General features: G+C 74.5%; 22 protein-coding genes. 12 read left to right on the top strand and 10 right to left on the bottom strand.

Features of this window, described 5'->3' with window-relative positions; translation table 11 throughout:
- Window positions 1–28: 28 nt before the first annotated feature.
- Window positions 29–1,090, bottom strand: coding sequence for an ATP-dependent DNA ligase (locus tag ACFVSN_RS12780; RefSeq protein WP_387594572.1), 1,062 nt, complete (start codon window positions 1,088–1,090; stop codon window positions 29–31).
- A gap of 66 nt (window positions 1,091–1,156) precedes the next feature.
- On the opposite strand from ACFVSN_RS12780, the gene ligD reads away from it, so the two are divergent.
- Genes ligD through ACFVSN_RS12765 form a run of 3 tightly spaced genes read left to right on the top strand, consistent with a single transcriptional unit; the run spans window position 1,157 to window position 3,709 of the window.
- On the top strand, window positions 1,157–2,164 hold the full coding sequence (ligD, locus tag ACFVSN_RS12775) for a non-homologous end-joining DNA ligase (protein ID WP_387594574.1): 1,008 nt from the start codon (window positions 1,157–1,159) through the stop codon (window positions 2,162–2,164).
- A gap of 28 nt (window positions 2,165–2,192) precedes the next feature.
- On the top strand, window positions 2,193–2,843 hold the full coding sequence (locus tag ACFVSN_RS12770) for a GNAT family N-acetyltransferase (protein ID WP_387594576.1): 651 nt from the start codon (window positions 2,193–2,195) through the stop codon (window positions 2,841–2,843).
- Window positions 2,843–3,709, top strand: a complete 867-nt coding sequence (locus tag ACFVSN_RS12765) for an aminoglycoside phosphotransferase family protein (protein WP_387594578.1) — start codon at window positions 2,843–2,845, stop codon at window positions 3,707–3,709. The genes ACFVSN_RS12770 and ACFVSN_RS12765 overlap by 1 nt, the downstream gene beginning before the upstream one ends.
- Here the strand turns inward: ACFVSN_RS12765 and ACFVSN_RS12760 are convergent.
- Window positions 3,696–4,208 carry a hypothetical protein gene (locus tag ACFVSN_RS12760; protein ID WP_387594580.1) on the bottom strand — a complete coding sequence of 171 codons (513 nt, stop codon included), beginning with the start codon at window positions 4,206–4,208 and terminating at the stop codon, window positions 3,696–3,698. The genes ACFVSN_RS12765 and ACFVSN_RS12760 overlap by 14 nt on opposite strands.
- Before the next feature lie 134 nt (window positions 4,209–4,342).
- Between ACFVSN_RS12760 and ACFVSN_RS12755 the strand changes: the two genes are divergently transcribed.
- On the top strand, window positions 4,343–4,600 hold the full coding sequence (locus ACFVSN_RS12755) for a hypothetical protein (RefSeq protein ID WP_387594582.1): 258 nt from the start codon (window positions 4,343–4,345) through the stop codon (window positions 4,598–4,600).
- A 61-nt stretch (window positions 4,601–4,661) separates the two neighbouring features.
- On the opposite strand, the gene ACFVSN_RS12750 is transcribed toward ACFVSN_RS12755, so the two are convergent.
- Window positions 4,662–5,870, bottom strand: a complete 1,209-nt coding sequence (locus tag ACFVSN_RS12750) for an 8-amino-7-oxononanoate synthase (RefSeq protein WP_387954905.1) — start codon at window positions 5,868–5,870, stop codon at window positions 4,662–4,664.
- 193 nt (window positions 5,871–6,063) lie between these two features.
- Here ACFVSN_RS12750 and ACFVSN_RS12745 point away from each other — a divergent pair, with 193 nt between their 5' ends.
- Window positions 6,064–8,556: a DEAD/DEAH box helicase gene (locus ACFVSN_RS12745; RefSeq protein ID WP_380493648.1), complete on the top strand. Its 2,493-nt coding sequence runs from the start codon at window positions 6,064–6,066 to the stop codon at window positions 8,554–8,556.
- 131 nt (window positions 8,557–8,687) lie between these two features.
- Here the strand turns inward: ACFVSN_RS12745 and ACFVSN_RS12740 are convergent, their stop codons facing one another.
- Window positions 8,688–9,533: a hypothetical protein gene (locus tag ACFVSN_RS12740; RefSeq protein ID WP_387594586.1), complete on the bottom strand. Its 846-nt coding sequence runs from the start codon at window positions 9,531–9,533 to the stop codon at window positions 8,688–8,690.
- Between the two features lie 271 nt (window positions 9,534–9,804).
- Between ACFVSN_RS12740 and bioB the strand changes: the two genes are divergently transcribed.
- The 4 genes from bioB (at window position 9,805) to ACFVSN_RS12720 (ending at window position 13,825) form a co-directional block, all read left to right on the top strand.
- Window positions 9,805–11,076: a biotin synthase BioB gene (gene bioB, locus ACFVSN_RS12735; protein ID WP_380445838.1), complete on the top strand. Its 1,272-nt coding sequence runs from the start codon at window positions 9,805–9,807 to the stop codon at window positions 11,074–11,076.
- Window positions 11,077–11,173: 97 nt separating this feature from the next.
- Window positions 11,174–12,481 (top strand): adenosylmethionine--8-amino-7-oxononanoate transaminase, encoded by a 1,308-nt coding sequence (locus ACFVSN_RS12730; protein WP_387954903.1) that lies wholly within the window; start codon window positions 11,174–11,176, stop codon window positions 12,479–12,481.
- Window positions 12,482–12,537: 56 nt separating this feature from the next.
- Window positions 12,538–13,302, top strand: a complete 765-nt coding sequence (gene bioD / locus ACFVSN_RS12725; RefSeq protein WP_387954901.1) for a dethiobiotin synthase — start codon at window positions 12,538–12,540, stop codon at window positions 13,300–13,302.
- Between the two features lie 76 nt (window positions 13,303–13,378).
- Entirely contained in the window at window positions 13,379–13,825 is a 447-nt protein-coding gene (locus ACFVSN_RS12720) for a hypothetical protein (RefSeq protein ID WP_380445841.1), read from the top strand.
- Window positions 13,826–13,879: 54 nt separating this feature from the next.
- On the opposite strand, the gene ACFVSN_RS12715 is transcribed toward ACFVSN_RS12720, so the two are convergent.
- The gene (locus tag ACFVSN_RS12715) at window positions 13,880–14,329 is read right to left on the bottom strand and encodes a heme-binding protein (RefSeq protein ID WP_387954899.1); all 450 of its coding nucleotides are present in this window, start codon (window positions 14,327–14,329) and stop codon (window positions 13,880–13,882) included.
- Window positions 14,326–15,306: an NADP-dependent oxidoreductase gene (locus tag ACFVSN_RS12710; RefSeq protein ID WP_387954897.1), complete on the bottom strand. Its 981-nt coding sequence runs from the start codon at window positions 15,304–15,306 to the stop codon at window positions 14,326–14,328. The genes ACFVSN_RS12715 and ACFVSN_RS12710 overlap by 4 nt, the downstream gene beginning before the upstream one ends.
- A 143-nt stretch (window positions 15,307–15,449) precedes the next feature.
- On the opposite strand from ACFVSN_RS12710, the gene ACFVSN_RS12705 reads away from it, so the two are divergent.
- From ACFVSN_RS12705 to ACFVSN_RS12695, 3 genes are all read left to right on the top strand, one after another.
- On the top strand, window positions 15,450–15,839 hold the full coding sequence (locus tag ACFVSN_RS12705) for a winged helix-turn-helix transcriptional regulator (RefSeq protein ID WP_387954895.1): 390 nt from the start codon (window positions 15,450–15,452) through the stop codon (window positions 15,837–15,839).
- A 193-nt stretch (window positions 15,840–16,032) separates the two neighbouring features.
- Window positions 16,033–16,887, top strand: a complete 855-nt coding sequence (locus ACFVSN_RS12700; protein ID WP_387954894.1) for a polysaccharide deacetylase family protein — start codon at window positions 16,033–16,035, stop codon at window positions 16,885–16,887.
- The gene (locus tag ACFVSN_RS12695; protein WP_387954892.1) at window positions 16,884–17,846 is read left to right on the top strand and encodes a TAXI family TRAP transporter solute-binding subunit; all 963 of its coding nucleotides are present in this window, start codon (window positions 16,884–16,886) and stop codon (window positions 17,844–17,846) included. Before ACFVSN_RS12700 ends, ACFVSN_RS12695 begins: the two co-directional genes overlap by 4 nt.
- 23 nt (window positions 17,847–17,869) lie before the next feature.
- Here ACFVSN_RS12695 and ACFVSN_RS12690 read toward each other — a convergent pair whose 3' ends face one another.
- The 4 genes from ACFVSN_RS12690 to ACFVSN_RS12675 all read right to left on the bottom strand — a co-directional run bounded on the left by ACFVSN_RS12690 (window position 17,870) and on the right by ACFVSN_RS12675 (window position 20,568).
- Complete coding sequence (locus ACFVSN_RS12690) at window positions 17,870–18,091, bottom strand: hypothetical protein (RefSeq protein WP_387954890.1); 222 nt, start codon at window positions 18,089–18,091, stop codon at window positions 17,870–17,872.
- Window positions 18,081–18,371, bottom strand: coding sequence for a hypothetical protein (locus tag ACFVSN_RS12685; RefSeq protein ID WP_380445848.1), 291 nt, complete (start codon window positions 18,369–18,371; stop codon window positions 18,081–18,083). Before ACFVSN_RS12685 ends, ACFVSN_RS12690 begins: the two co-directional genes overlap by 11 nt.
- A 71-nt stretch (window positions 18,372–18,442) precedes the next feature.
- On the bottom strand, window positions 18,443–19,864 hold the full coding sequence (locus tag ACFVSN_RS12680) for an ATP-binding protein (protein WP_387954888.1): 1,422 nt from the start codon (window positions 19,862–19,864) through the stop codon (window positions 18,443–18,445).
- Window positions 19,861–20,568: a response regulator transcription factor gene (locus ACFVSN_RS12675; RefSeq protein ID WP_387954886.1), complete on the bottom strand. Its 708-nt coding sequence runs from the start codon at window positions 20,566–20,568 to the stop codon at window positions 19,861–19,863. The genes ACFVSN_RS12680 and ACFVSN_RS12675 overlap by 4 nt, the downstream gene beginning before the upstream one ends.
- Window positions 20,569–20,577: the final 9 nt, after the last annotated feature.

Below are 20,577 nucleotides of genomic sequence, written 5' to 3'. Positions count from 1 at the left end.
GGGGTCGGGCCTCCTCCTGGACGCTCCGTCACATGCCCAGCACCCGGGCCAGGTCGTACGACACCGGCTCGTCCAGCTGGTCGTACGTACAGCTCTTCGGCGTGCGGTCCGGCCGCCAGCGGCGGAACTGGGCGGTGTGCCGGAAGCGCGTGCCCTCCATGTGGTCGTACGCGACCTCGACCACCCGCTCCGGGCGCAGCGCCACCCACGAGAGGTCCTTGGTGCCGGTCCACCGGCTGACCGCCCCCGGCAGCCTGCCCTCCGCGTGCGCGGCCTCGTCGGCCCAGGCGCCCCACGGGTGTTCGGAGAGGTCCGTCAGGCGCAGCGGCGCCAGCTCCTCGGCCAGTTCACGGCGCCGGGCCATCGAGAAGGCGGCGCACACGCCGACGTGCTGGAGCCGGCCCCCGGCGTCGTTGATGCCGAGCAGCAGCGAGCCGACGACCGGGCCGCTCTTGTGCTCGCGGTAGCCGGCCACCACGCAGTCGGCGGTGCGCTCGTGCTTGATCTTGAACATGGTCCGCTCCCCCGGCCGGTAGGGCTGGTCCAGCGGCTTGGCCACCACGCCGTCCAGCCCCGCGCCCTCGTACTCGGCGAACCAGGTCTGCGCGAGGTCGCGGTCGGTCGAGGCGGGGGCGGTGAACACCGGGTCGGCGGCGCCGGCGAGCGCCGACTCCAGCGCCGCCCGGCGCGCCGACAGCGGCTCGTCCAGCAGCGACGCGTCGCCGAGCGCGAGCAGGTCGAAGGCGACGAACGAGGCGGGCGTCCGCTCGGCCAGCAGCTTCACCCGGCTCGCGGCCGGGTGGATGCGCTCCAGCAGCTCCTCGAACCGCAGCCGCCCGTCCCGGGCGATGACCACCTCGCCGTCGACCACGCAGCGCTCCGGCAGCTCCCGCCGCAACGCCACCACCAGTTCGGGGAAGTACCTGGTCAGCGGCTTGCCGGTGCGGCTGCCGAGCTCGACGTCGGCGCCGTCGCGGAACACGATCGTGCGGAAGCCGTCCCACTTGGCCTCGTACTGCATCCCCGGCGGGATCTTCGCCACCGACTTGGCGAGCATCGGCGCCACCGGCGGCATCACGGGCAGGTCCATGGGTCCGATCCTCGCGCGCGCCGCCAAAAGGCGCGCGGCGGGCGCGGCGCGCTTAGCGTGAGAGGCATGGGCTCAGCCGTGGAACTGGAGGTCGCCGGGCGCACCGTCCGCCTGTCGAACCCGGACAAGGTGTACTACCCGGAACGCGGGTTCACCAAGCTCGACGTCGCGCAGTACTACCTGGCCGTCGCCGACGGCGTGCTGCGCGGGCTGCGCGACCGGCCGACCACGCTGCAGCGCTTCCCGGAGGGCGTCGAGGGCGAGTTCTTCTACCAGAAGCGCGCCCCCAAGGGCCTGCCCGAGTGGCTGCCCACCGCCCGCATCAACTTCCCCAGCGGGCGCTCCGCCGACGAGATCTGCCCCACCGAACCCGCCGCCGTCCTGTGGGCCGCGAACCTCGGCTGCCTCACCTTCCACCCGTGGCCGGTCCGCCGCGCCGACACCGACCACATCGACGAGCTGCGCATCGACCTCGACCCGCAGCCCGGCACCGACTTCCACGACGCCGTCCGCGCCGCCCACGAACTGCGGGCGCTCCTGGAGGAGTTCGGGCTGCGCGGCTGGCCCAAGTCCTCCGGCGGGCGCGGCCTGCACGTCTACGTCCCGCTGGCGCCGGAGTGGACGTTCACCGACGGCCGGCACGCGGTGATCGCGCTCGGCCGGGTGCTGGAGCAGCGCATGCCCGGGAAGGTCACCACCGCGTGGTGGAAGGAGGAGCGCGGCGAGCGCATCTTCGTCGACTACAACCAGATGGCCCGGGACCGCACCATCGCCTCCGCCTACTCCCTGCGCGCCCGCCCCCGCGCCACCGCCTCCGCCCCGCTGCGCTGGGACGAGCTCGACGACGCCGCCCCCGAAGACTTCGACCTGCGGACCGTCCCCGCCCGCTTCGCCGAACTCGGCGACCTGAACGCCGGGATGGAGGGCGAGGCGTTCCGCCTGGAGGCGCTGCTGGAGCTGTACGACAAGCAGCTGCACGACGAGGGCCTCGGCGAACTCCCGTACCCGCCCGACCATCCCAAGGCCGAGGGCGAGCCGACGCGGGTCCAGCCGAGCCGGGCCAAGAAGAAGTGACGTGACGTAGCCCGCTAGGCTCGGCGCCATGGGAACACGGGGGCTGGCGGAGATTCTGGCGGACGCGGAGGGCGGGGTCTTCCCGCCGTCGGACGGAGCGGTGACGGTCGTCCCGCAGCCGTCGGAGCGTGAGGCGGGTGTGCTGTCGTTCTCCGCGCACGCGGTCGTCTTCACCGACGAGGACCCGGCCTGGGTGCACGGGACGCTCGCCGCCGTGCCGAGCGATCCGCTCGCCGCGCCGCTCTGCCCGCCGTTCCTCACCGCCTTCGCCGCGCGCACCGGGCGCGTGGTCAACAACATCGACCTGCTCACCGTCGCCACCCGCCTGCCCGGCCCGCCGCCGCTCCCGCTGGCCCCCGTCGAGGACCGGGAGCACCCGCGCGTCGTCCGCGCCCTGCGGTACCGCGAGGACGTCCGCGTGTTCACCGCCGAGGGCGGCGTGCTCGTCCTCGGCCGCGGCGTCGCCGGCCGCTGGGAGGCCGCCATCGAGGTCGACCCGCAGGCCCGCGGGCGCGGCCTCGGCCGGGCCCTGGCCACGGCCGCCCGACACCTGCTGCCCGAGGGCGACGTCCTGTGGGCGCAGCAGGCGCCGGGCAACGCGACCAGCGTCCGCGCGTTCCAGGCCGCCGGGTACAAGCCCGTCGGCGCCGAGGTGCTACTGATCGTGGGGCGGCCGTGATGGCCCCGTCCGTCGTCCCGGAAGACGTCCGCGCCCGGTTCGCCGTCCGCTTCGGGCCGTCGGCGGAGGCGTGGTGCGACGCCCTGCCTGCGCTCGTGGACGGGCTCGCGGGCCGTTGGGGCCTGAGCGTGGTCGCGGCGGGCGGGGGCGGGACGGCCCGGGTGTTCCGCTGCACGGACGGCGCCGGCGCCACCGTGTGGCTCAAGCTCACCCCGGACCGCCGGGTCGCGGCCGAGGAGGAGGCGGCGCTGCGGGCCTGGGCGGGCCTGCCCTCCGTCGTCCGGCTGCTCGCGCACGACGACGCGACGGGCGCACTGCTGCTCGCGGGCGTCGCCCCGGGAACGACGTTGCGGCAGCGGGCGTGGCGGCCGGAGGAGGTCGCGGAGCTGCTGTCGGCGCTGCGTTCCGTCCCCGTCGACGGGGTGGCCCTGCCGTCGCTGGCGCAGCGGGTGGACTTCCTGTTCGACCTCACCGAGCGCCGTGCCCCCGGGCTCGTCCCGGCGTCGGCACGCGCCTTCGCGCTCTCCCTCGCGGCGGACGGCCCCGTCGCCCTCGTCCACGGCGACCTGCACCCCGGCAACGTCCTCGACGGGCCGGACGGACCGGTCGCCATCGACCCGCGCGCGACGCTCGGCGACCCGGACTTCGACCTCGTCGACTGGGTGCTCGACGGCGTGACGTCCCGCGCGGACCTCGACCGTCGCATCGCCGGCCTCTGCGCGCTCGTACCCGGCTCCGACCCCGCCCGCGTCCTCGCCTGGTGCCGCGCGATCGCGCCGATCGTCGCCGGCCCGCGCATCGCCGCCGGGCGGGACGGCGCGGACACCGTCTTCCTGGCGGAGCTGGGCGGCCTCAGAGTCCGATGACGGCCAGGGCGATCCAGGCCACCCCGGCGATCGTCAGCACCACGACCAGGACGAGCGCCGCCACCCCCGGCACGAGCATCGCCTTTCCCTCGGCCATGCCCAGCCCGAGCCCCACCATCACCAGCAGCCCGACCGCGCCGGGCAGCAGCGTCAGCGAGATCAAGGTGACCGTCCGCGCGACCTCGGCCGCCGAGACGACGTGGCACTCGTCGCCCTCGCACACCGCCCGCACGCCCTGCCCCACCGAGGCCCCGGACCAGATCCGCGCCCGCTCGTTCGCCGCACCGCCGCCGTCCGGCCGGAACACGCCCCGGCAGTCCGCGGGCGGCGGCCCGTCCTCGTAGGCGGAGATCACGCACGTGGCGGCCGTGAACTCCCCCGACACCCCCACCAGCCCGGCCGCCCGCTCGAACTGCCGCACCGGCCCGCCGACCAGCCACCCCGACAACCAGAGCAGCAGCACCCCGACGACCACGGCCACCGCCCGCCGATCCGCCATGACCCACCCCCGCCACGGGGGGACGCCCGCCGCCGACCCCTGGTTGCCGTCACCCGATCGGGTGTGGTTCGCCCGGTCCGGGCACAAGGCGGCGTGTGGCCGTGTTCCTGGGCTACGACGGAAGGGAGCACATCATGACCGACGCCGAGATCAGGATTCCGGTCGAGGCCCGCGACCGGCTCGCCGCGCTGGCGGCCGCCGAGCAACTACCGCTCCGCGCCTACCTCGTTCGCCTCGCCGGGGTGGTGCCCCCTCCGACGGACAGGACCGAGCACGCCGAGCGGGCCCGCGCGGCCCTCAAGGCGTGGAACGGCTACGACCCGAGCCCCGAGGACGTCGAGGTGCTGGACGCCGAGCTCGCCCGGCGCCTGGCCGGGGCGGTGGCCGGGTGACCGGACGGCATGCCGGCCTCGCGCGGTCCTCGGCGGGACCGCGGCTGCAGGCCGCCGGCGGTCAGCCCAGCCGGGCGCCCGCCGGGGCCAGGTCGGCGATGGTGCCGACGGCTTCGGCGATCTGGGCGTCCGTCAGGTCGCCGCGGGCGGTGAGGCGCAGGCGGGAGATGCCGTCCGGGACGGACGGGGGGCGGAAGCAGCCGACGGCGAGGCCGGCGCGGCGGCAGTCGGCGGCCCAGGCGACGGCGGCCTCGGGGCCGGGGGCGCGGACGGAGACCACGGCGGCGTCCGGTTCGCAGGCGTGCAGGCCGGCGGCGGTGAGGCGGGCGGCGAGGGTGCGGGCGACCTCGCGGGTGCGGTCGGCGCGGTGGGGTTCGGCGCGCAGGAGGCGCAGGGCGGCGAGGGCCGCGCCGGCGGCGGCGGGGGCGAGGCCGGTGTCGAAGATGAAGGTGCGGGCCGTCTCGGTCAGGTGGCGGATGACGCGGCGCGGACCGAGGACGGCGCCGCCCTGGGAGCCGAGGGACTTGGAGAGCGTCACCGTCGCGACGGTGTCGGGCTGCCCGGCGAGGCCGGCCGCGGCGAGGGCGCCGCGGCCGCCGGGGCCGAGGACGCCGAGCCCGTGGGCGTCGTCGACGAGCAGCGCGGCGCCGTGGGCGCGGGCGGCGGCGGAGAGGGCGGGCAGCGGGGCGGCGTCGCCGTCCACCGAGAAGACGGAGTCGGTGACGACCAGCGCCCGCCGCTGCGTGCGCTCGCCGAGCGCCCGGCGGACGGCGTCCGGGTCGCTGTGGGGGGCGCGGTGGACGTCGGCGCGCGCGAGGCGGCAGCCGTCGATGAGGGAGGCGTGGTTGTAGGCGTCGGACACGATGACGGTGTCCGGGTCGGTGAGCGCGGTGAGCGCGGCGAGGTTGGCGGTGTACCCGGAGGAGAAGACCAGCGCGGCCTCCACCCCGCAGAACGCGGCCAGTTCCTCCTCCAGTTCGGTGTGCAGCGCCGTCGTGCCCGTTACCAGCCGCGACCCGGTCGACCCGCCGCCCCACCGCAGCGCCGCGTCCGCCGCCGCCCGGGTCACCACCGGGTGCCGGGTGAGCCCGAGGTAGTCGTTCCCCGCGAGGTCCAGCAGCCCGTCCTCGGCCTCCCGGCTGCGCAGCGTCCGCGTCAGCCCGGCATCGGCGCGCAGCGCGGCGGCCTCGTCCAGCCAGTCGAAGACCCCCGCCGGGGCGGGGGCGGTCGAGTGCGATTCGGGGGCGTCGGACGCGAGGGGGTGGGCCATGCCCGGCACTCTGGCACGCGCCCCGACGACCGGGCAATGTGCGACTCGGCACATGATCGGCGCCCGCGGTTGTGCGCGCCCCGCAGGACGTCCGGCGCGCCGATCGTGCGCCCACCGTGCCGTCGTGAGGGGGCGGGCTTTGCCCGGGGTGGCGGCCAGCAGGCAAGATAGCCGGGTGAGCCTCCTAGATCTGATGCCGAAGCCCGCCACGCCCGATGCGCTGTTCGAGACGTTCGCAGCCTGGGCGGAGGAGCGTGGGATCACGCTGTACCCGGCGCAGGAGGAGGCGCTGATCGAGTTGGTGTCGGGGAACAACGTCATCCTCGCGACGCCGACCGGGTCGGGGAAGAGCCTGGTGGCCGCGGGGGCGCACTTCGCCGCGCTGGCGGAGGGGCAGCGGACGTTCTACACCGCCCCGATCAAGGCGCTGGTGTCGGAGAAGTTCTTCGACCTGGTGAAGATGTTCGGCACCGAGCAGGTCGGCATGATGACCGGCGACGCGAGCGTGAACCCGACCGCGCCGATCATCTGCTGCACGGCCGAGGTGCTGGCGCAGATCGCGCTGCGCGACGGTACCCGGGCGGACATCGGGCAGGTCGTGATGGACGAGTTCCACTTCTACGCGGAGCCGGACCGCGGGTGGGCGTGGCAGATCCCGCTGCTGGAGCTGCCGCAGGCGCAGTTCCTGCTGATGTCGGCGACGCTCGGCGACGTGCGCCGGTTCGAGGAGGACCTGACCCGGCGCACCGGGCGGCCCACGACCGTGGTGCGCAACGCGACGCGTCCGGTGCCGCTGTTCTACGAGTACCGCCGCACGACGATGCACGACACGCTGGAGGAGCTGCTGAAGACCGGCCAGGCGCCGGTCTACGTCGTGCACTTCACGCAGAAGGAGGCGGTGGAGCGGGCGCAGTCGCTGATGAGCATCAACATGTGCTCGAAGGCGGAGAAGGACGCCATCGCCGACCTGATCGGCAACTTCCGTTTCACCACCAAGTTCGGCCGCAACCTGTCGCGGTTCGTGCGGCACGGCATCGGCGTGCACCACGCGGGCATGCTGCCGAAGTACCGCCGGCTGGTCGAGCGTCTGGCGCAGGCGGGTCTGCTGAAGGTCATCTGCGGCACGGACACGCTCGGCGTCGGCGTCAACGTGCCGATCCGCACGGTGCTGTTCACCGCGCTGTCGAAGTACGACGGCACCCGGGTGCGGATCCTGCGCGCCCGCGAGTTCCACCAGATCGCCGGGCGGGCCGGGCGGGCCGGGTTCGACACGGTCGGCCAGGTGGTGGCGCAGGCGCCCGAGCACGTGATCGAGAACGACAAGGCGATCGCGAAGGCCGGGGACGACCCGAAGAAGAAGCGCAAGGTCGTCCGGAAGAAGGCCCCGGAGGGCTTCGTCGGCTGGACCGAGGAGACCTTCGAGAAGCTGATCGCCGCCGACCCGGAGCCGCTGGTGTCGCGGTTCAAGGTGAGCCACGCGATGCTGCTGTCGGTGATCGGCCGCCCGGGCAACGCCTTCGAGGCGATGCGCAAGCTGCTGACCGACAACCACGAGGAGAAGGCGGCGCAGCGCCGGCACATCCGCACCACGATCGCGATCTACCGCTCGCTGCTGGAGGGCGGCGTGGTCGAGCGGCTGCCGGAGCCGGACGCCGAGGGCCGGATCGTGCGCCTGACCCTGGACCTCCAGGAGAACTTCGCGCTCAACCAGCCGCTGTCCACCTTCGCGCTGGCCTCCTTCGAGCTGCTCGACCCGGCCTCGCCGTCGTACGCGATGGACGTGATCTCCGTCGTGGAGGCCACGCTGGACGACCCGCGCCAGATCCTCGCCTCGCAGCAGAACAAGGCGCGCGGCGAGGCCGTCGGCGAGATGAAGCGCGACGGGATCGAGTACGAGGAGCGCATGGAGCGGCTCCAGGAGATCACGTACCCGAAGCCGCTGGAGGAGCTGCTCACCCACGCCTACGAGGTCTACCGCCGGGCGCACCCGTGGATCGGCGACCACCAATTGGCGCCGAAGTCCGTGGTCCGCGACCTGTACGAGCGGGCGATGACGTTCTCGGACTACGTCGGCCACTACGAGCTGGCCCGCACCGAGGGCATCGTGCTGCGCTACCTGGCGGGCGCCTACAAGGCGCTGGAGCAGACCGTCCCCGAGGACGTGAAGACCGACGACCTCAAGGACGTCATCGCGTGGCTCGGCGAGCTGGTCCGCCAGGTCGACTCCAGCTTGCTCGACGAGTGGGAGCAGCTCGCCAACCCGACCGAGGCGGCCACCGCCGAGGTGACGCTGGAGGACAAGGCGGCGCCGGTCACCGCCAACGCGCGGGCCTTCCGGGTGCTGGTGCGCAACGAGCTGTTCCGCCGCGTGGAGCTGTGCGCACTGGAGCACTGGGCCGAACTCGGCGAGCTGGACGGCGAGTACGGCTGGAACGCGGACCGCTGGGCGGACGCCATGGACGGGTACTGGGACGAGTACGACGACCTCGGCACCGGCCCGGACGCGCGCGGCCCGAAGATGCTGATCATCGAGGAGGAGGACTCCGCCTGGCGGGTCCGCCAGATCTTCGACGATCCGGCGGGCGACCACGACTGGGGGATCAGCGCGGAGGTCGACCTGTACGGCTCGGACGAGGAGGGCCGCGCCGTGGTGCGCGTGACCGCGGTGGACCGGCTGGGCGGCTGACGATCGGCCGACGGCCCGTCAAGACGTGAAGGAGGGGGCCCGCTTGAGCAAGCGGGCCCCCTCCGGCGTACTGCAGTGGGCGGGCCGGGACGTGTCTTTCGGATCACCCGGGCTGATCCGAAAGACGCGCCCTACATCCAGACGAACTGCGCGCCCGCCGTGTACGACACGGCGCGCGTCGCCTCGTCGAGGACCTGCTCGGGCGTGGGCGCCGGGGTCCCGGACGCCGACGGGCTCGCCGCGGGCGCGGAGCCGGGCACGGTGCTGGGCGTCGCCGACGGCGCGTGGGCGTCGGCGGGCAGGCGGGAGCTGGTCACCGTCACGTAGTGCCCGACCGCCTCGACCCGCGGCTCGGTGCCGGGCTTGGCGGCAGCGGCGGCCGGGGAGTTGTCCACGTCGGCGTTGGGGAGGATGAAGGCCAGCGCACCGGGCTTGGCGCGCAGCGCCTCCGCGGCCCGGCCGGCGGCGGCCTGGTCGGCGAAGCGCAGGATGGTGACGCTGCTGAGCACCGGCTTGTCCTGGCCGGTGACGCTGACGGTCAGGTAGGCCTGGCAGCCGCTGTCCTTGAGCAGGTCCTGGGCGCGGTCCTGCTGCGCCTCGACGCAGTTCTCGCCGCGCCGCGCGCCGTTGCGCTTGCCCTTGTAGGCGCCGAGCTCGATCAGCCGCTGGGACGGGAAGTACGTCTCGACGTTGAGGGCCTCGGGGTCGGTGGGCGGCGGCGGGGCGCCGACGACCGGCGGGGTCCTGGCCGCGTCCTTGGCGGACGGGCCGAGCCCGGGTATGTAGTCGCCGGGATTGGGCCGGGTGATGATCCAGCCGCCGGCCACGACCACGCCCACGACCGCCGTCCAGCCGATCAGCCGCCGGGCGGACGGCCGCCTGCCCCGGTACGCGCCGGCGCCCCCGCCGAACCGCTGTCCTGCCTGGCCCGTCTGGCCGTCTCCCGGAGTCGGGGTGCGCTCCCCCTGCGTGGTCATGGCGCAGATTCTAAGCAACGGCCGGGTGGCCCAGATCACGGGGTCGGTGCTTGTGGATCATCGCTCACTACTGCCGGGTAACAGCCCGCCACGCACTGCGTTCGGCGGCGAACCAGCCGCTCGCCGGCCGTCCGGGCGACCGTGTCACCGCCGACGTGACTCGCGTCACTACCGTGAGCTCCGACACTGTGACAACTCGCACATCCTCCCGCCGATCTTCTGGTGGGTTTGCTCTGGCGTCGGCCGAACACCAACAGGCAGGATCAGGCCCATGGATCTGCTCGATACCCTCACCGCCAAGGGCCTGCGCGGCGAAGTCCCGACCCGCGAGGAGGCGCTGGCCGTCCTCGCCACCACCGACGACGAGCTGCTGGACGTCGTCGCCGCCGCCGGCAAGGTCCGCCGCAGGTGGTTCGGCCGCCGGGTGAAGCTCAACTACCTGGTGAACCTCAAGAGCGGGCTCTGCCCGGAGGACTGCAGTTACTGCTCGCAGCGGCTGGGCTCCAAGGCCGAGATCCTCAAGTACACCTGGCTCAAGCCGGAGCAGGCCGCGGACGCGGCGCGCGCCGGCGTGGCGGGCGGCGCCAAGCGCGTCTGCCTGGTGGCCAGCGGCCGCGGCCCGACGGACCGCGACATCGACCGCGTCACCGACACCATGGCCGCCATCAAAGACGCCGACCCCGAGGTCGAGATCTGCGTCTGCCTGGGCCTGCTCTCCGACAACCAGGCGGAGCGGCTGAAGGCGGCCGGCGCGGACGCCTACAACCACAACCTCAACACCTCCGAGAGCACCTACGGCGACATCGCCACCACCCACACCTACGCGGACCGCGTGGACACCGTGCAGAAGGCGCACGGCGCCGGGCTCTCCGCCTGCTCGGGCCTCATCGCGGGCATGGGCGAGAGCGACGAGGACCTGGTCGACGTCGTGTTCGCGCTGCGCGAGCTGGGCTCGGACTCCGTCCCGGTCAACTTCCTCATCCCGTTCGAGGGCACGCCGCTCGCCCAGGAGTGGAACCTCACCCCGCAGCGCTGCCTGCGCATCCTCGCGATGGTCCGCTTCGTCAACCCGGACACCGAGGTGCGGATCGCCGGCGGGCGCGAGGTGCACCTGCGCTCGATGCAGCCGCTCGGCCTGCACGTCGCCAACTCCATCTTCCTCGGCGACTACCTGACCAGCGAGGGGCAGGCCGGGCAGACCGACCTCGACATGATCAAGGACGCGGGCTTCGAGGTCGAGGGCGCGGGCGAGGCCACCCTGCCGCGCCACCGGGCCGACATCGCCGCCGCCTCGGGCTGCGGCTCGACGGCCTCCGGCTGCGGCACGAGCGCCGCCGCCCCCACCGCCTCCGGCTGCGGTTCGGCCGCGTCGGCCTGCGGCAGCGGCGGCGGCTGCGGCCCGTGCGGCGGGCACGGCCACGCGGAGCCCGCCCCGGCCGCCGCTGTCGCGAACGACGCCGCCGAGTCCACGGACGGACTGCGCAGCGACCTGGTCAAGGTCCGCCGCCGCGGCGCCGGCACCGAACTCGCGCCCAACGCCTGACGGTTCGGCCGCCACCGGGGCCGCGCGCCCGCCGCGCGGCCGTCCGGCCGGCACCGGACCCACGCTCCACGCCCGACAGTCCAGGAGAACCCCCGTCATGTCGTCCCAGCTGTCCCCGGACACGCTGCTCTCGCTCGACCGCGCCCACGTCTGGCACCCGTACGGCCCGATGCCCGGCACCGCCACCCCGTTCGTGGTGGAGTCCGCCTCCGGCATCCGGCTGCGGCTCGCCGAACCGGTCGCGGGCGGGCGGCGGGAGCTCGTCGACGGCATGTCGTCCTGGTGGGCGGCCGTCCACGGGTACCGGCACCCGGTGCTCGACGAGGCCGTCCGGGACCAGCTGGGGCGGATGAGCCACGTGATGTTCGGCGGGCTCACCCACGAGCCCGCCGTCCGGCTCGCGGCCCGGCTGGTGGAGATCACGCCCGAGCCGCTGCAGCACGTCTTCCTCGCCGACTCCGGCTCGGTCGCGGTCGAGGTCGCGATGAAGATGTGCCTCCAGTACTGGCGCTCCACCGGCCGCCCCGAGAAGCGACGGCTGCTGACCTGGCGCGGCGGCTACCACGGCGACACCTTCCACCCGATGTCCGTCTGCGACCCCGACGGCGGCATGCACCACCTGTGGGGCGGGGTGCTGCCCGGGCAGCTCTTCGCGCCGCAGCCGCCCGCCGGGTTCGACGAGCCGCTCGACCCCGCGTACGCGCGGGAGTTCGAGGCGCTGATGGAGCGGCACGCGGACGAGCTCGCCGCCGTCATCGTCGAGCCGGTCGTCCAGGGCGCGGGCGGGATGCGCTTCCACTCCCCCGCCTACCTGCGGATGCTGCGCGAGCTGTGCGACCGGCACGGCGTGCTGCTCGTCTTCGACGAGATCGCGACCGGGTTCGGCCGCAGCGGCGCCCTGTTCGCCGCCGACCACGCGGGCGTCTCCCCCGACGTCATGTGCCTCGGCAAGGCCATCACCGGCGGGTACCTGACGCTGGCCGCCGCGCTCTGCACGGGCGAGGTCGCGGACGGGATCAGCCGCGGCGAGGTGCCGGTGCTGGCCCACGGGCCGACGTTCATGGGCAACCCGCTGGCCTGCGCGGTCGCCAACGCCTCCATCGACCTGCTGCTCGGGCAGGACTGGGAGACCGAGGTGAAGCGCATCGGGAACGGCCTGCGGGACGGGCTCGCGGCCGCCGCCGACGTACCCGGCGTGCACGACGTGCGCGTCCAGGGCGCCATCGGGGTGGTGCAGTTGGACCACCCGGTCGACGTCGCCGCCGCCACCGAGGCCGCCGCCCGCGAGGGCGTCTGGCTGCGCCCCTTCCGGGACCTGATCTACACCATGCCCCCCTACGTGACGCAGGACGAGGACGTGGCCCGCATCGCGGCCGCCGTAACCGCCGCGGCGGTGGCGGGATGAGCGCGAGTCGCCGCGGCGGTGACGGGATGAGCGCGAGTCGCCGCGGCGGTGGCGGGATGAGCGCGAGTCGCCGCGGCGGTGGCGGGACGAGCGCGCGGATCCTGTTCGTCACCGGGACGAACACCGACGTCGGCAAGACGATCGCCACGGCGGCCGTCGCGTCGGCGGCCCTGCGCGGCGGCCTGCGGGTCGCTGTGCTCAAGCCCGGACAGACCGGCGTCGCACCCGGCGAGCCCGGGGACGCGGCCGAAGTCCGGCGCCTGGCGGGCGATCTGACGATCCGTGAACTCGTGCGCTACCCCGAGCCGCTGGCCCCCGACACGGCGGCCCGCCGGGCCGGGATGCCGCGCCTGGCCCCGGAGGACGTCGTCGCCACCGTCCGCGAGCTGGCGGCGGAGCACGACCTCGTCCTGGTCGAGGGCGCGGGCGGCCTGCTGGTGCGCTACGACGACGAGGGCCGGACGCTCGCCGACCAGGCCAGGGCCGTGCTGGACGCCGGACTGCCCGCCGAGGTGCTGCTCATCGCGTCGGCCGGACTCGGCACCCTCAACATCGTCGCCCTGACGGCGGAGGCCCTCGCGGCGCGCGGACTTCCGCTCGCGGGCGTCGTCGTCGGCTCCTGGCCCGCCGCGCCCGGCCTCGCCGAACGCTGCAACCTCGCCGACCTGCCGCGCTCGGCCGGCGCCCCGCTCCTCGGCGCGCTCCCCGAACGCGCCGGCGCCACCGCCGACTTCGCCGCACTGGCCCTCGCCTCACTGGCCCCGGAACTGGGCGGTACCTGGGATGCGGAGCACTTCGCCGAGGCCCACCGGCCGGAATGAGCCGGGCTTCGCTCGAAGGTGTGATGTCGGCCCCCGAAGCGTGTGCGGGCCGGTTCGGCTCAATACCGTTCTCCCCATGACAGACGGGCTGACGGTAGACGAGGCTCTCCGAGCCTTGGCCGCCCTGGAGGCGGCGTGGAAGGACGACGACGAGGCCCTGTCCGCCCTCTCCGCGGGCGGGCCGGACGAGCAGACCCTCCCGGCATTGGTGGCCGCGTACGGCGAGCACGCGATGGACACGCTCATGGCGCTCGCCTTCGGCCTGCGCTCGACGATGAGCGACGAGGAGATCGCCGAGCTGTCGGACGCCGTGAGCGCCAACATCGGCGCCCGGATGAGCGCACTGCTCACCCGGGCGCTGAAGGTGTGGGGCGCGGTGGCCCCGCCGGACGACCTGGTCGTGACGAAGGCCATCGCCCACGTGGTGATCGACGCGATGCGGGCGGTCACGGAGGACCCGAACAAGACCGAGGTCCTGCCGCTGCTCGCGACCTTCCGCTCGTACGCGCTCAACAACCCCTGACCGCCGGCAGGGCGGGGCGGGGTGCCCGTGCCGCGTCCGGCGGTGGGACGCCCCCTACCGGTCGGCGGGCAGGTCGAACCCGAGCGCGGCCAGCGCCTCCTCGGCGGCCTCCCGGTCCTGCTCGTAGCTGCCGCCGGAGACACCGAGGCCTCCGACGCACCGGCCGTCCGCGAGGACCGGGTAGCCGCCACCCACCGCCATCAGCCGCGGGTGCCCGGCCAGCGGCGTGACCTGCGGATCGGCCAGGTAGCCGTTCCACGCGTGGGTGGGGATCCCGAACGAAGCCGCCGTCCACGCCTTGTCGACGGCCACCTCGGCGGTGAGGAAGGGCGCCCCGTCGGCGCGGTCGAAGGCCTTCAGGTGCCCGCCCGGGTCGAAAACGGCGACGGCCGCCGGGAAGCCGATCCGGTCGGCGGCCGCGCGCACGGCCGCGATCAGCTCGGCGGCGGCGGTCCGGCTCACCGCCTGGACGGGCGTGGTGTTCGCGGACGTGTCGGTCCTCACGAGGCCGCTCCTTCGGTGACGGTCAGGACGATCTTGCCGCGGGTGCGGCCGGTCTCGCCGAAGGTGTGGGCCGCGCCGGCCTCTTCCAGCGGGAAGGTCTTCGCCACCTCGACGGCGACCTCGCCGGCGTCGATCAGGCCGGCGATCGCGGTCAGCGCCGTGCCGTCCGGCTCGACCAGGAACGGGGTCACGCGCACGCCGGCCGCCTCGGCCGCGGCGGCCAGCTCCGGGGAGACGCCGGCCGGGATGGTGACCAGCAGGCCGCCGGGGCGCAGGACCTTCAGCGACCGGGTGCTGCTGTCGTCGTGGGCGTCGCCCACCAGCTCGATGACGACGTCGACGTCGGCGACGACCTCCTCGAAGCGGGTCGTGGTGTAGTCGACGGTCTCGTCCGCGCCGAGCTCCTTGAGCCAGGGGTGGCGGGCGGCGCTCGCGGTGGCGATCACGTGGGCGCCCAGGCGCCGGGCGAACTGGACGGCGAAGTGGCCGACGCCCCCGGCGGCGGCGGTGATCAGGACCCGCTGCCCGGCCTGGACGTGGGCGGTGTCGACGACGGCCTGCCAGGCCGTCAGCGCGGCCAGCGGCACGGCGGCGGCGTGCACGTGGTCGAGGGCGGCGGGCTTGCGGGCGAACTGCCGGGCCGGGGCGGTCACGTACTCGGAGTAGCCACCCGCGAGGCGGGGGAACCACGGCATGCCGTAGACCTCGTCACCGGGCTTCAGCGTGGTCACGCCGAAGCCGACCTCCTCGACCACGCCGGACACGTCCCAGCCGAGGGTGAACGGGCCCTCGCCCAGCAGGCCGGCCATGCCCGAACCGGCACGGGTCTTCCAGTCCACCGGGTTGACCCCGGCGGCGTGCACCCGCACCAGCACCTCGGTGGGCAGCGGCACCGGGCGCGGCACCCGCTCGACCCGCAGCACCTCCGGGCCGCCGAAGCCGTTCTGGACCATCGCGCGCATCGTGTCCGTGGACATGTGTCATCTCCTGCGAAAGGCGCTTCCGGAGAGGCTCTCGCGGGCCTCCCCCTGACGTCGGCGACGCTATCCGCAGGGATGTGGTTACCTTCAAGGGACACTACTTCCTTTTGGAAAGCATCCTGCTGAGGAGAGTAAGAAGCATGGCGACCAGCTGCCCCAGCGGCCAGCACGACCACCACGACGTCTACACCGCCCAGTGCCCCTGCCGCCCGCTGCTCGACCTGCTGGCCAACAAGTGGTCCGCGCTCGCCATCGGCGCCCTGGAAGAGGGCCCGCAGCGCTTCGGCGCGCTCCAGCGCCGGCTCGGCGGCATCAGCCCGAAGGTGCTGACCCAGACGCTGCGCCGCCTGGAGGACTTCGGCATCCTCGACCGCACCGTCTACCCGGCGGTCCCGCTGCACGTCGAATACTCCCTCACCGAGCTCGGGCGCAGCGCCGCCGTCCCGCTGAACCACCTGCGCAGCTGGGTGGAGCAGAACCTGGACCAGGCGGCCCGTGCGGAACCGGTCGCGGAGGCCTTCGCGAGGTGAGCGGGGTGAGCGAGGTGAGCGAGGCAAGCGGGGTGAGCGAGGTGAACGAGAAGTCGGGCCCGCCGACTTCCGGTGTTCCCCGGGAGTACGCTGCTGCCTCGCGAGCCCTCAGAACGGTGATCACGGCAACCGGACCGGGCTGCCACCGCGTCCGAGGGGCAGGACCGGCAAAAGGACACGGGGGAGACGGCTCATGGGAATGCGGCGACCTGACCGGGCGAGCGACGAACGGGCGTTGGCGCGGCGGCAGTTGCTGACGTGGGCGGCGACGGGCGCCGCCGTGCTCGGGGCCGGCGGCGCGCTGACCGGGTGCAGCAGTTCCGGGTCCGCGAGCGCCGACAGCGCCAACGGGGACTCGCCGAACGACTCCTTCTCCCCGGCCGCACCGACCGACCCGCCCGCCGTCCCCGGGCTCCCGGTGCCGTCGGCCACCCCCGTCGGGGTGCGCAGCAAGCCGGTCTTCAAGGTCCACGACCTGCTGCCCACCGCGCCGTCCAACGCCGTCGCCCTGACCATCGACGACGGCCCGAGCCGGCTCTACACCCCGCAGGTGCTGCAGCTGCTGCGCAAGTACGACATCCGCGCCACGTTCTCCGTGGTCGGCAGCGAGGCGCACGCCAACAAGGACGTCATCCGGCAGATCGCCGCGGACGGCCACGTGCTGGCCAACCACACCATGACGCACCCCCAGCCGTTCTCGCACCGCAGCGCCGCGCAGATCCGGCAGCAGCTCACCGACACGCAGTCCGTCGTCGTCGACGCCGGGGCCCCCGTGCCGACGCTGTTCCGCTCGCCCGGCGGCGACTGGTCCCCGACGGTCTTCCAGGAGGCCGCGCGCCTCGGCCTGACCCCGATCGACTGGGACGTCGACCCGCGGGACTGGGCCCGGCCCGGCGTCAACAAGATCACCGAGAAGCTGCTGGCCGCCAAGCCCGGCGACATCCTGCTCTGCCACGACGGCGGCGGCGACCGCTCGCAGACCCTCGACGCCCTGCGCTCGGTGCTGCCGGCGCTCAAGGCCAAGGGCTACGCCTTCGTGACGCTTTGATCGGCGGAGCGCCCGTCACCCGCCGGGCCGCGCTGCTCGGCGGGGCCGCCGCCGTCCTCGCCGGGTGCTCGGACGGGGGCGGGCCGACGGGGTCGCTACGGCTGGCGAGCGGGCCCGAGGGCGGGCCGTACAACGCCTTCGGACGCTCCTTCGCCGACGCCGTGGCGGCCAGCCGCCGGCGGCTGTCCGTCACCCCCGTGAGCACCGCGGCCAGCGTGGACAACCTGCGGCGGCTCGACGGCGGGTCCGTCGACCTCGCGCTCGCCACCGCGGACGCCGCCGAGGACGCGGTGCTCGGCCGCGACACCTTCGCCCGGCCGCTCGCCGTGACGGCGCTCGCGCGGGTCTACGTCAACTACATCCACCTCGTCGCGCCCGCCGACGGGCCGGTGCACGAACTCGCCGACCTCGCCGGGCGGCGCGTCGCGACCGGTGCGGCGGGCTCCGGGCTCCAGGTGACGGCCAAGCGGCTGCTCCAGCAGGCCGCGCTGACCGGCGGCGCCGCGCCGGTGCAGGAGGAGACGCTCGGGCTGGCCGAGTCGCTGGCGGCGCTGCGGGCGGGCGAGGTGGACGCGGTGTTCTGGTCCGGCGGTGTGCCGACGCCCGCCGTGGCCGGGCTCTCGGCGCAGCTGCCGGTGCGGTTCGTGCCGCTGGACGACGTCGCCGGGACGCTGCGCGAGCGGTACGGCCCGGTGTACTCGGCGGTCACGCTCCCGGCCGGGGCGTACGGCCTGCGGAGCCCGATCGGCACCGTCGGAGTCGGCAACTACCTGACGGCCCGCCCGGGTGTGCCGGAGGACGCCGTGCGCGAGCTGCTGCGGATCCTGTTCGACCGGTGGGCCACGCTGCTGCGCGCCGTGACGGCGGGGGCCCGGCTGGAGCCCCGGTTCGCCGTCTCCACCGGGGCGGTGCCGCTGCACCCGGGGGCGGCGGCGTACTACCGGTCGGTCTACGGCTGAGCTTTCCCCAACGCTCCCGTTGCTCACGGCTCCGGACGGGGATCGTCGATGTCGACGGTGGAGATCCCGGGCGGATACAGTTCCGGACAGGCCGTCAGGATCAGGTGCTGCAGCGGACGCACCGGCGTGGGCAGGCTCGTGGAGATCGCATGGGCGACATCCGGGCCGCCGTAGCCGTCGCGGACCATGGTCGCCACCAGGACGGCGGTCGTCGCGTCCAGGAATCCAGAATGATCACGCGCCACGCCTCGGGGCGACCTTGGCACGGGCGTCGGCGGCGGCGATGTCGTAAACCCTTTGCAGCAGGTTGGGGCCCTCGTCCAATTCCTTGTCGGCGAGGGTCATCCCGAAGTGCTCCCGCAGCAGCCGGCGCCCCTCGGCCACGCGCTCCGCGATCTGCTCCGCGGTGGGCTGTGCCTCCACCAGCAGAGCGACCTGGGCGCCGATCGTGGTGCCGCGGGCCGCCGCGAGAGCGGCCAGCCGGTCACGCGTTTCAGGGGAAACCTTGATCGTCGCATCAGCCATATCTCGACCGTACCCCGCTGGTACAACCAGCGGGGTACGGATTGAACCCGAGGGGCCCGGGCCGCCGGCGCTCACGGCCGCTCGGCCGACCCCTGGCTCGGGCTCCGCCTGTCCGCCCCCGGGAGCCGGAGCTCGACGGTCAGTCCGTGCGGGCTCGCCGGGGCGACGTTCAGGGTGCCGCCGCACGCTCGCGCCAGCTCATCGGCTATGGCCAGGCCGAGGCCCGTGCCGGGGACGTTCTGGTGCTCGGGGGCTCTGCTGAACCGCCTAAGCAGTAGCGGGAGTTGCTCGGCAGATACGCCCGGGCCCGTGTCGGACACCCGGACGACGACGACAGTGCCGCCGCCGTCGCCGTCGGGCGCGGCCTCCGCCGTGACGTGGATCCGCTCCCCCTCCGGGACGAACTTGCCCGCGTTGTCGAGCAGCGCGTCCAGCACCCGTCCGGCCGCGTCGGGCAGCGCTAGGGCGCGCAGGCCGGGGGTGACGTCCGCCGTCAGCTCCTGGCCGCCGGCGCGGAACACGGGCGCCCAGGCGGCCACCCGGTCGCGGACGGCCGCCGACACGTCGTGTTCCGCGAGCGGCTCGGACGCGGACTCCATCCTCGCCAACGCCAGTAGCCCGTCCAGGAGTTCGGCCAGCCGGTCGGCCTCGTCCAGGGCCAGGGCGTGCGCGGCGAGGCCGGGGCCGGGCGGTACGTGCGGTTCGGCGTTCTCCAGTTGCAGTACCAAGGTGGCCAGCGGGTTGCGGAGTTGGTGGGAGGCGTCGGCGACGAAGTCGCGCTGGCGGCGCAGCGCGTCGGCGACGGCCTGCGCCATGCCGTTGAAGTGCCGCCGCAGCCTGCGCAGTTCCGGCGGGCCGCCGTCCGACACCGCCCGCGCCTCCAGCCGTCCGTCCGCCAACCGGGCCACCGCGCGGTCGAGTTCGTCGACGGGCCGCAGCAGCCAGCGGGCCAGCCCCGCCGCGACGAGGGCGGCGGCGACGAACGCGGTGACGGCGCCCGCGGCGATGAGCGCCCAGCGGACGAGGACGTCGTGGCGCGCGGCGGCGGTGGGGACGGTCAACAGGACGGCGCCGTTGACGCGTTCGTCCTGGCCCACGGGTTCGGCGAGGAGGACGGTGTCCGGCCCCCAGGGGAGGATCGTGGGCAGCATCTCGGTGGAGCGGCCGGTGAGAGCCCGGCTGCGCGCGTCCTCCGCGATGGCGTCCGTGGGGGTCGCACCGGCCCGGCCGAGGACGCCGCCGGAGGTGTCGACGACGGTCACGGCGGCGCCGTAGAGCTCGGCGTAGCGGGTGAGTTCGGCGGTGAGTTCGCGGCGGTCGGCGTCGGTGCGGATCCGGTTGGCGAGGTCGGCGAAGCGGACGGCGTCGGCGCGGCGCTGGAGGAGGAGGTGTTCCGTCCGGCCGCGGGCGTAGGAGTCGGCCAGGGGCAGCGAGAGGAGCAGCACGGCGGTCCCGATGAGCGCGGTCAGGACGGCCAGCAGGCGGCGCCTCATCCGGTACCGCGCTCCCGCCCCAGGTCGCCGAGCTGGTAGCCGTACCCGCGGATCGTGCGGACGAGTCCGGCCCGCCCGGTCTTGGCGCGGATCCCGGCGACGTGGACGTCGAGGGAGCGCGAGGAGCCGAGGAACGCGTCGCCCCAGATGCGGTCGAGGATCTCCTCGCGCGAGCGGACGTCGCCGGGCTGCGCGGCGAGCAGTGCGAGGACGTCGAACTCGCGCCGGGTGAGCCGGACTTCGGCGCCGCCGACGGTGACCGTCCGGCCGGCGAGGTCGACCGCGACGTCGCCGGTGCGCACCTGCCGTCCGTCGCCGGTGCCGGGGCCGGTGCCGTCCGGGGGCGCGGGCCGTCCGAGCCGGCGGCGCACGGTGTCGACGCGGGCGATGAGTTCGGCCATCCGGAACGGCTTGATCACGTAGTCGTCGGCCCCCGCCCGCAGCCCCTGGACGATGTCGCGCTCCTCGCTGCGGGCGGTGACGACGATCAGCGGCACCTGGCAGACCGTGCGCAGCTTGCGCAGCAGGTCGAGGCCGTCCAGGTCGGGCAGGCCGAGGTCGAGCAGGACGAACCCGGCCTCCCGCACGTGCCGCAGCGCCTCGGCGGCGCGCACCACCCGGCGCACGGTGTGGCCGCGGCGGGCGAGGGCGGTGGCGAGGGCCTGGGCCATGCGGTCGTCGTCCTCGACGAGAAGCACGTGCACGCGGTCCTC

This window comes from Kitasatospora sp. NPDC057904, from assembly GCF_042887925.1.
GTDB lineage: Bacteria > Actinomycetota > Actinomycetes > Streptomycetales > Streptomycetaceae > Kitasatospora.
This window is presented reverse-complemented; position numbering and strand designations above follow the sequence as displayed.

What these genes read in the sequence shown, in the direction of transcription:
- ACFVSN_RS12780 (WP_387594572.1), bottom strand. Translation starts at nt 1,090, where the DNA reads ATGGACCTGCCCGTGATGCCGCCGGTGGCGCCGATGCTCGCCAAGTCG.
- ligD (WP_387594574.1), top strand. Translation starts at nt 1,157, where the DNA reads ATGGGCTCAGCCGTGGAACTGGAGGTCGCCGGGCGCACCGTCCGCCTG.
- ACFVSN_RS12770 (WP_387594576.1), top strand. Translation starts at nt 2,193, where the DNA reads ATGGGAACACGGGGGCTGGCGGAGATTCTGGCGGACGCGGAGGGCGGG.
- ACFVSN_RS12765 (WP_387594578.1), top strand. Translation starts at nt 2,843, where the DNA reads ATGGCCCCGTCCGTCGTCCCGGAAGACGTCCGCGCCCGGTTCGCCGTC.
- ACFVSN_RS12760 (WP_387594580.1), bottom strand. Translation starts at nt 4,208, where the DNA reads ATGGCGGATCGGCGGGCGGTGGCCGTGGTCGTCGGGGTGCTGCTGCTC.
- ACFVSN_RS12755 (WP_387594582.1), top strand. Translation starts at nt 4,343, where the DNA reads ATGACCGACGCCGAGATCAGGATTCCGGTCGAGGCCCGCGACCGGCTC.
- ACFVSN_RS12750 (WP_387954905.1), bottom strand. Translation starts at nt 5,870, where the DNA reads ATGGCCCACCCCCTCGCGTCCGACGCCCCCGAATCGCACTCGACCGCC.
- ACFVSN_RS12745 (WP_380493648.1), top strand. Translation starts at nt 6,064, where the DNA reads ATGCCGAAGCCCGCCACGCCCGATGCGCTGTTCGAGACGTTCGCAGCC.
- ACFVSN_RS12740 (WP_387594586.1), bottom strand. Translation starts at nt 9,533, where the DNA reads ATGACCACGCAGGGGGAGCGCACCCCGACTCCGGGAGACGGCCAGACG.
- bioB (WP_380445838.1), top strand. Translation starts at nt 9,805, where the DNA reads ATGGATCTGCTCGATACCCTCACCGCCAAGGGCCTGCGCGGCGAAGTC.
- ACFVSN_RS12730 (WP_387954903.1), top strand. Translation starts at nt 11,174, where the DNA reads ATGTCGTCCCAGCTGTCCCCGGACACGCTGCTCTCGCTCGACCGCGCC.
- bioD (WP_387954901.1), top strand. Translation starts at nt 12,538, where the DNA reads ATGAGCGCGAGTCGCCGCGGCGGTGGCGGGACGAGCGCGCGGATCCTG.
- ACFVSN_RS12720 (WP_380445841.1), top strand. Translation starts at nt 13,379, where the DNA reads ATGACAGACGGGCTGACGGTAGACGAGGCTCTCCGAGCCTTGGCCGCC.
- ACFVSN_RS12710 (WP_387954897.1), bottom strand. Translation starts at nt 15,306, where the DNA reads ATGTCCACGGACACGATGCGCGCGATGGTCCAGAACGGCTTCGGCGGC.
- ACFVSN_RS12705 (WP_387954895.1), top strand. Translation starts at nt 15,450, where the DNA reads ATGGCGACCAGCTGCCCCAGCGGCCAGCACGACCACCACGACGTCTAC.
- ACFVSN_RS12700 (WP_387954894.1), top strand. Translation starts at nt 16,033, where the DNA reads ATGGGAATGCGGCGACCTGACCGGGCGAGCGACGAACGGGCGTTGGCG.
- ACFVSN_RS12685 (WP_380445848.1), bottom strand. Translation starts at nt 18,371, where the DNA reads ATGGCTGATGCGACGATCAAGGTTTCCCCTGAAACGCGTGACCGGCTG.
- ACFVSN_RS12680 (WP_387954888.1), bottom strand. Translation starts at nt 19,864, where the DNA reads ATGAGGCGCCGCCTGCTGGCCGTCCTGACCGCGCTCATCGGGACCGCC.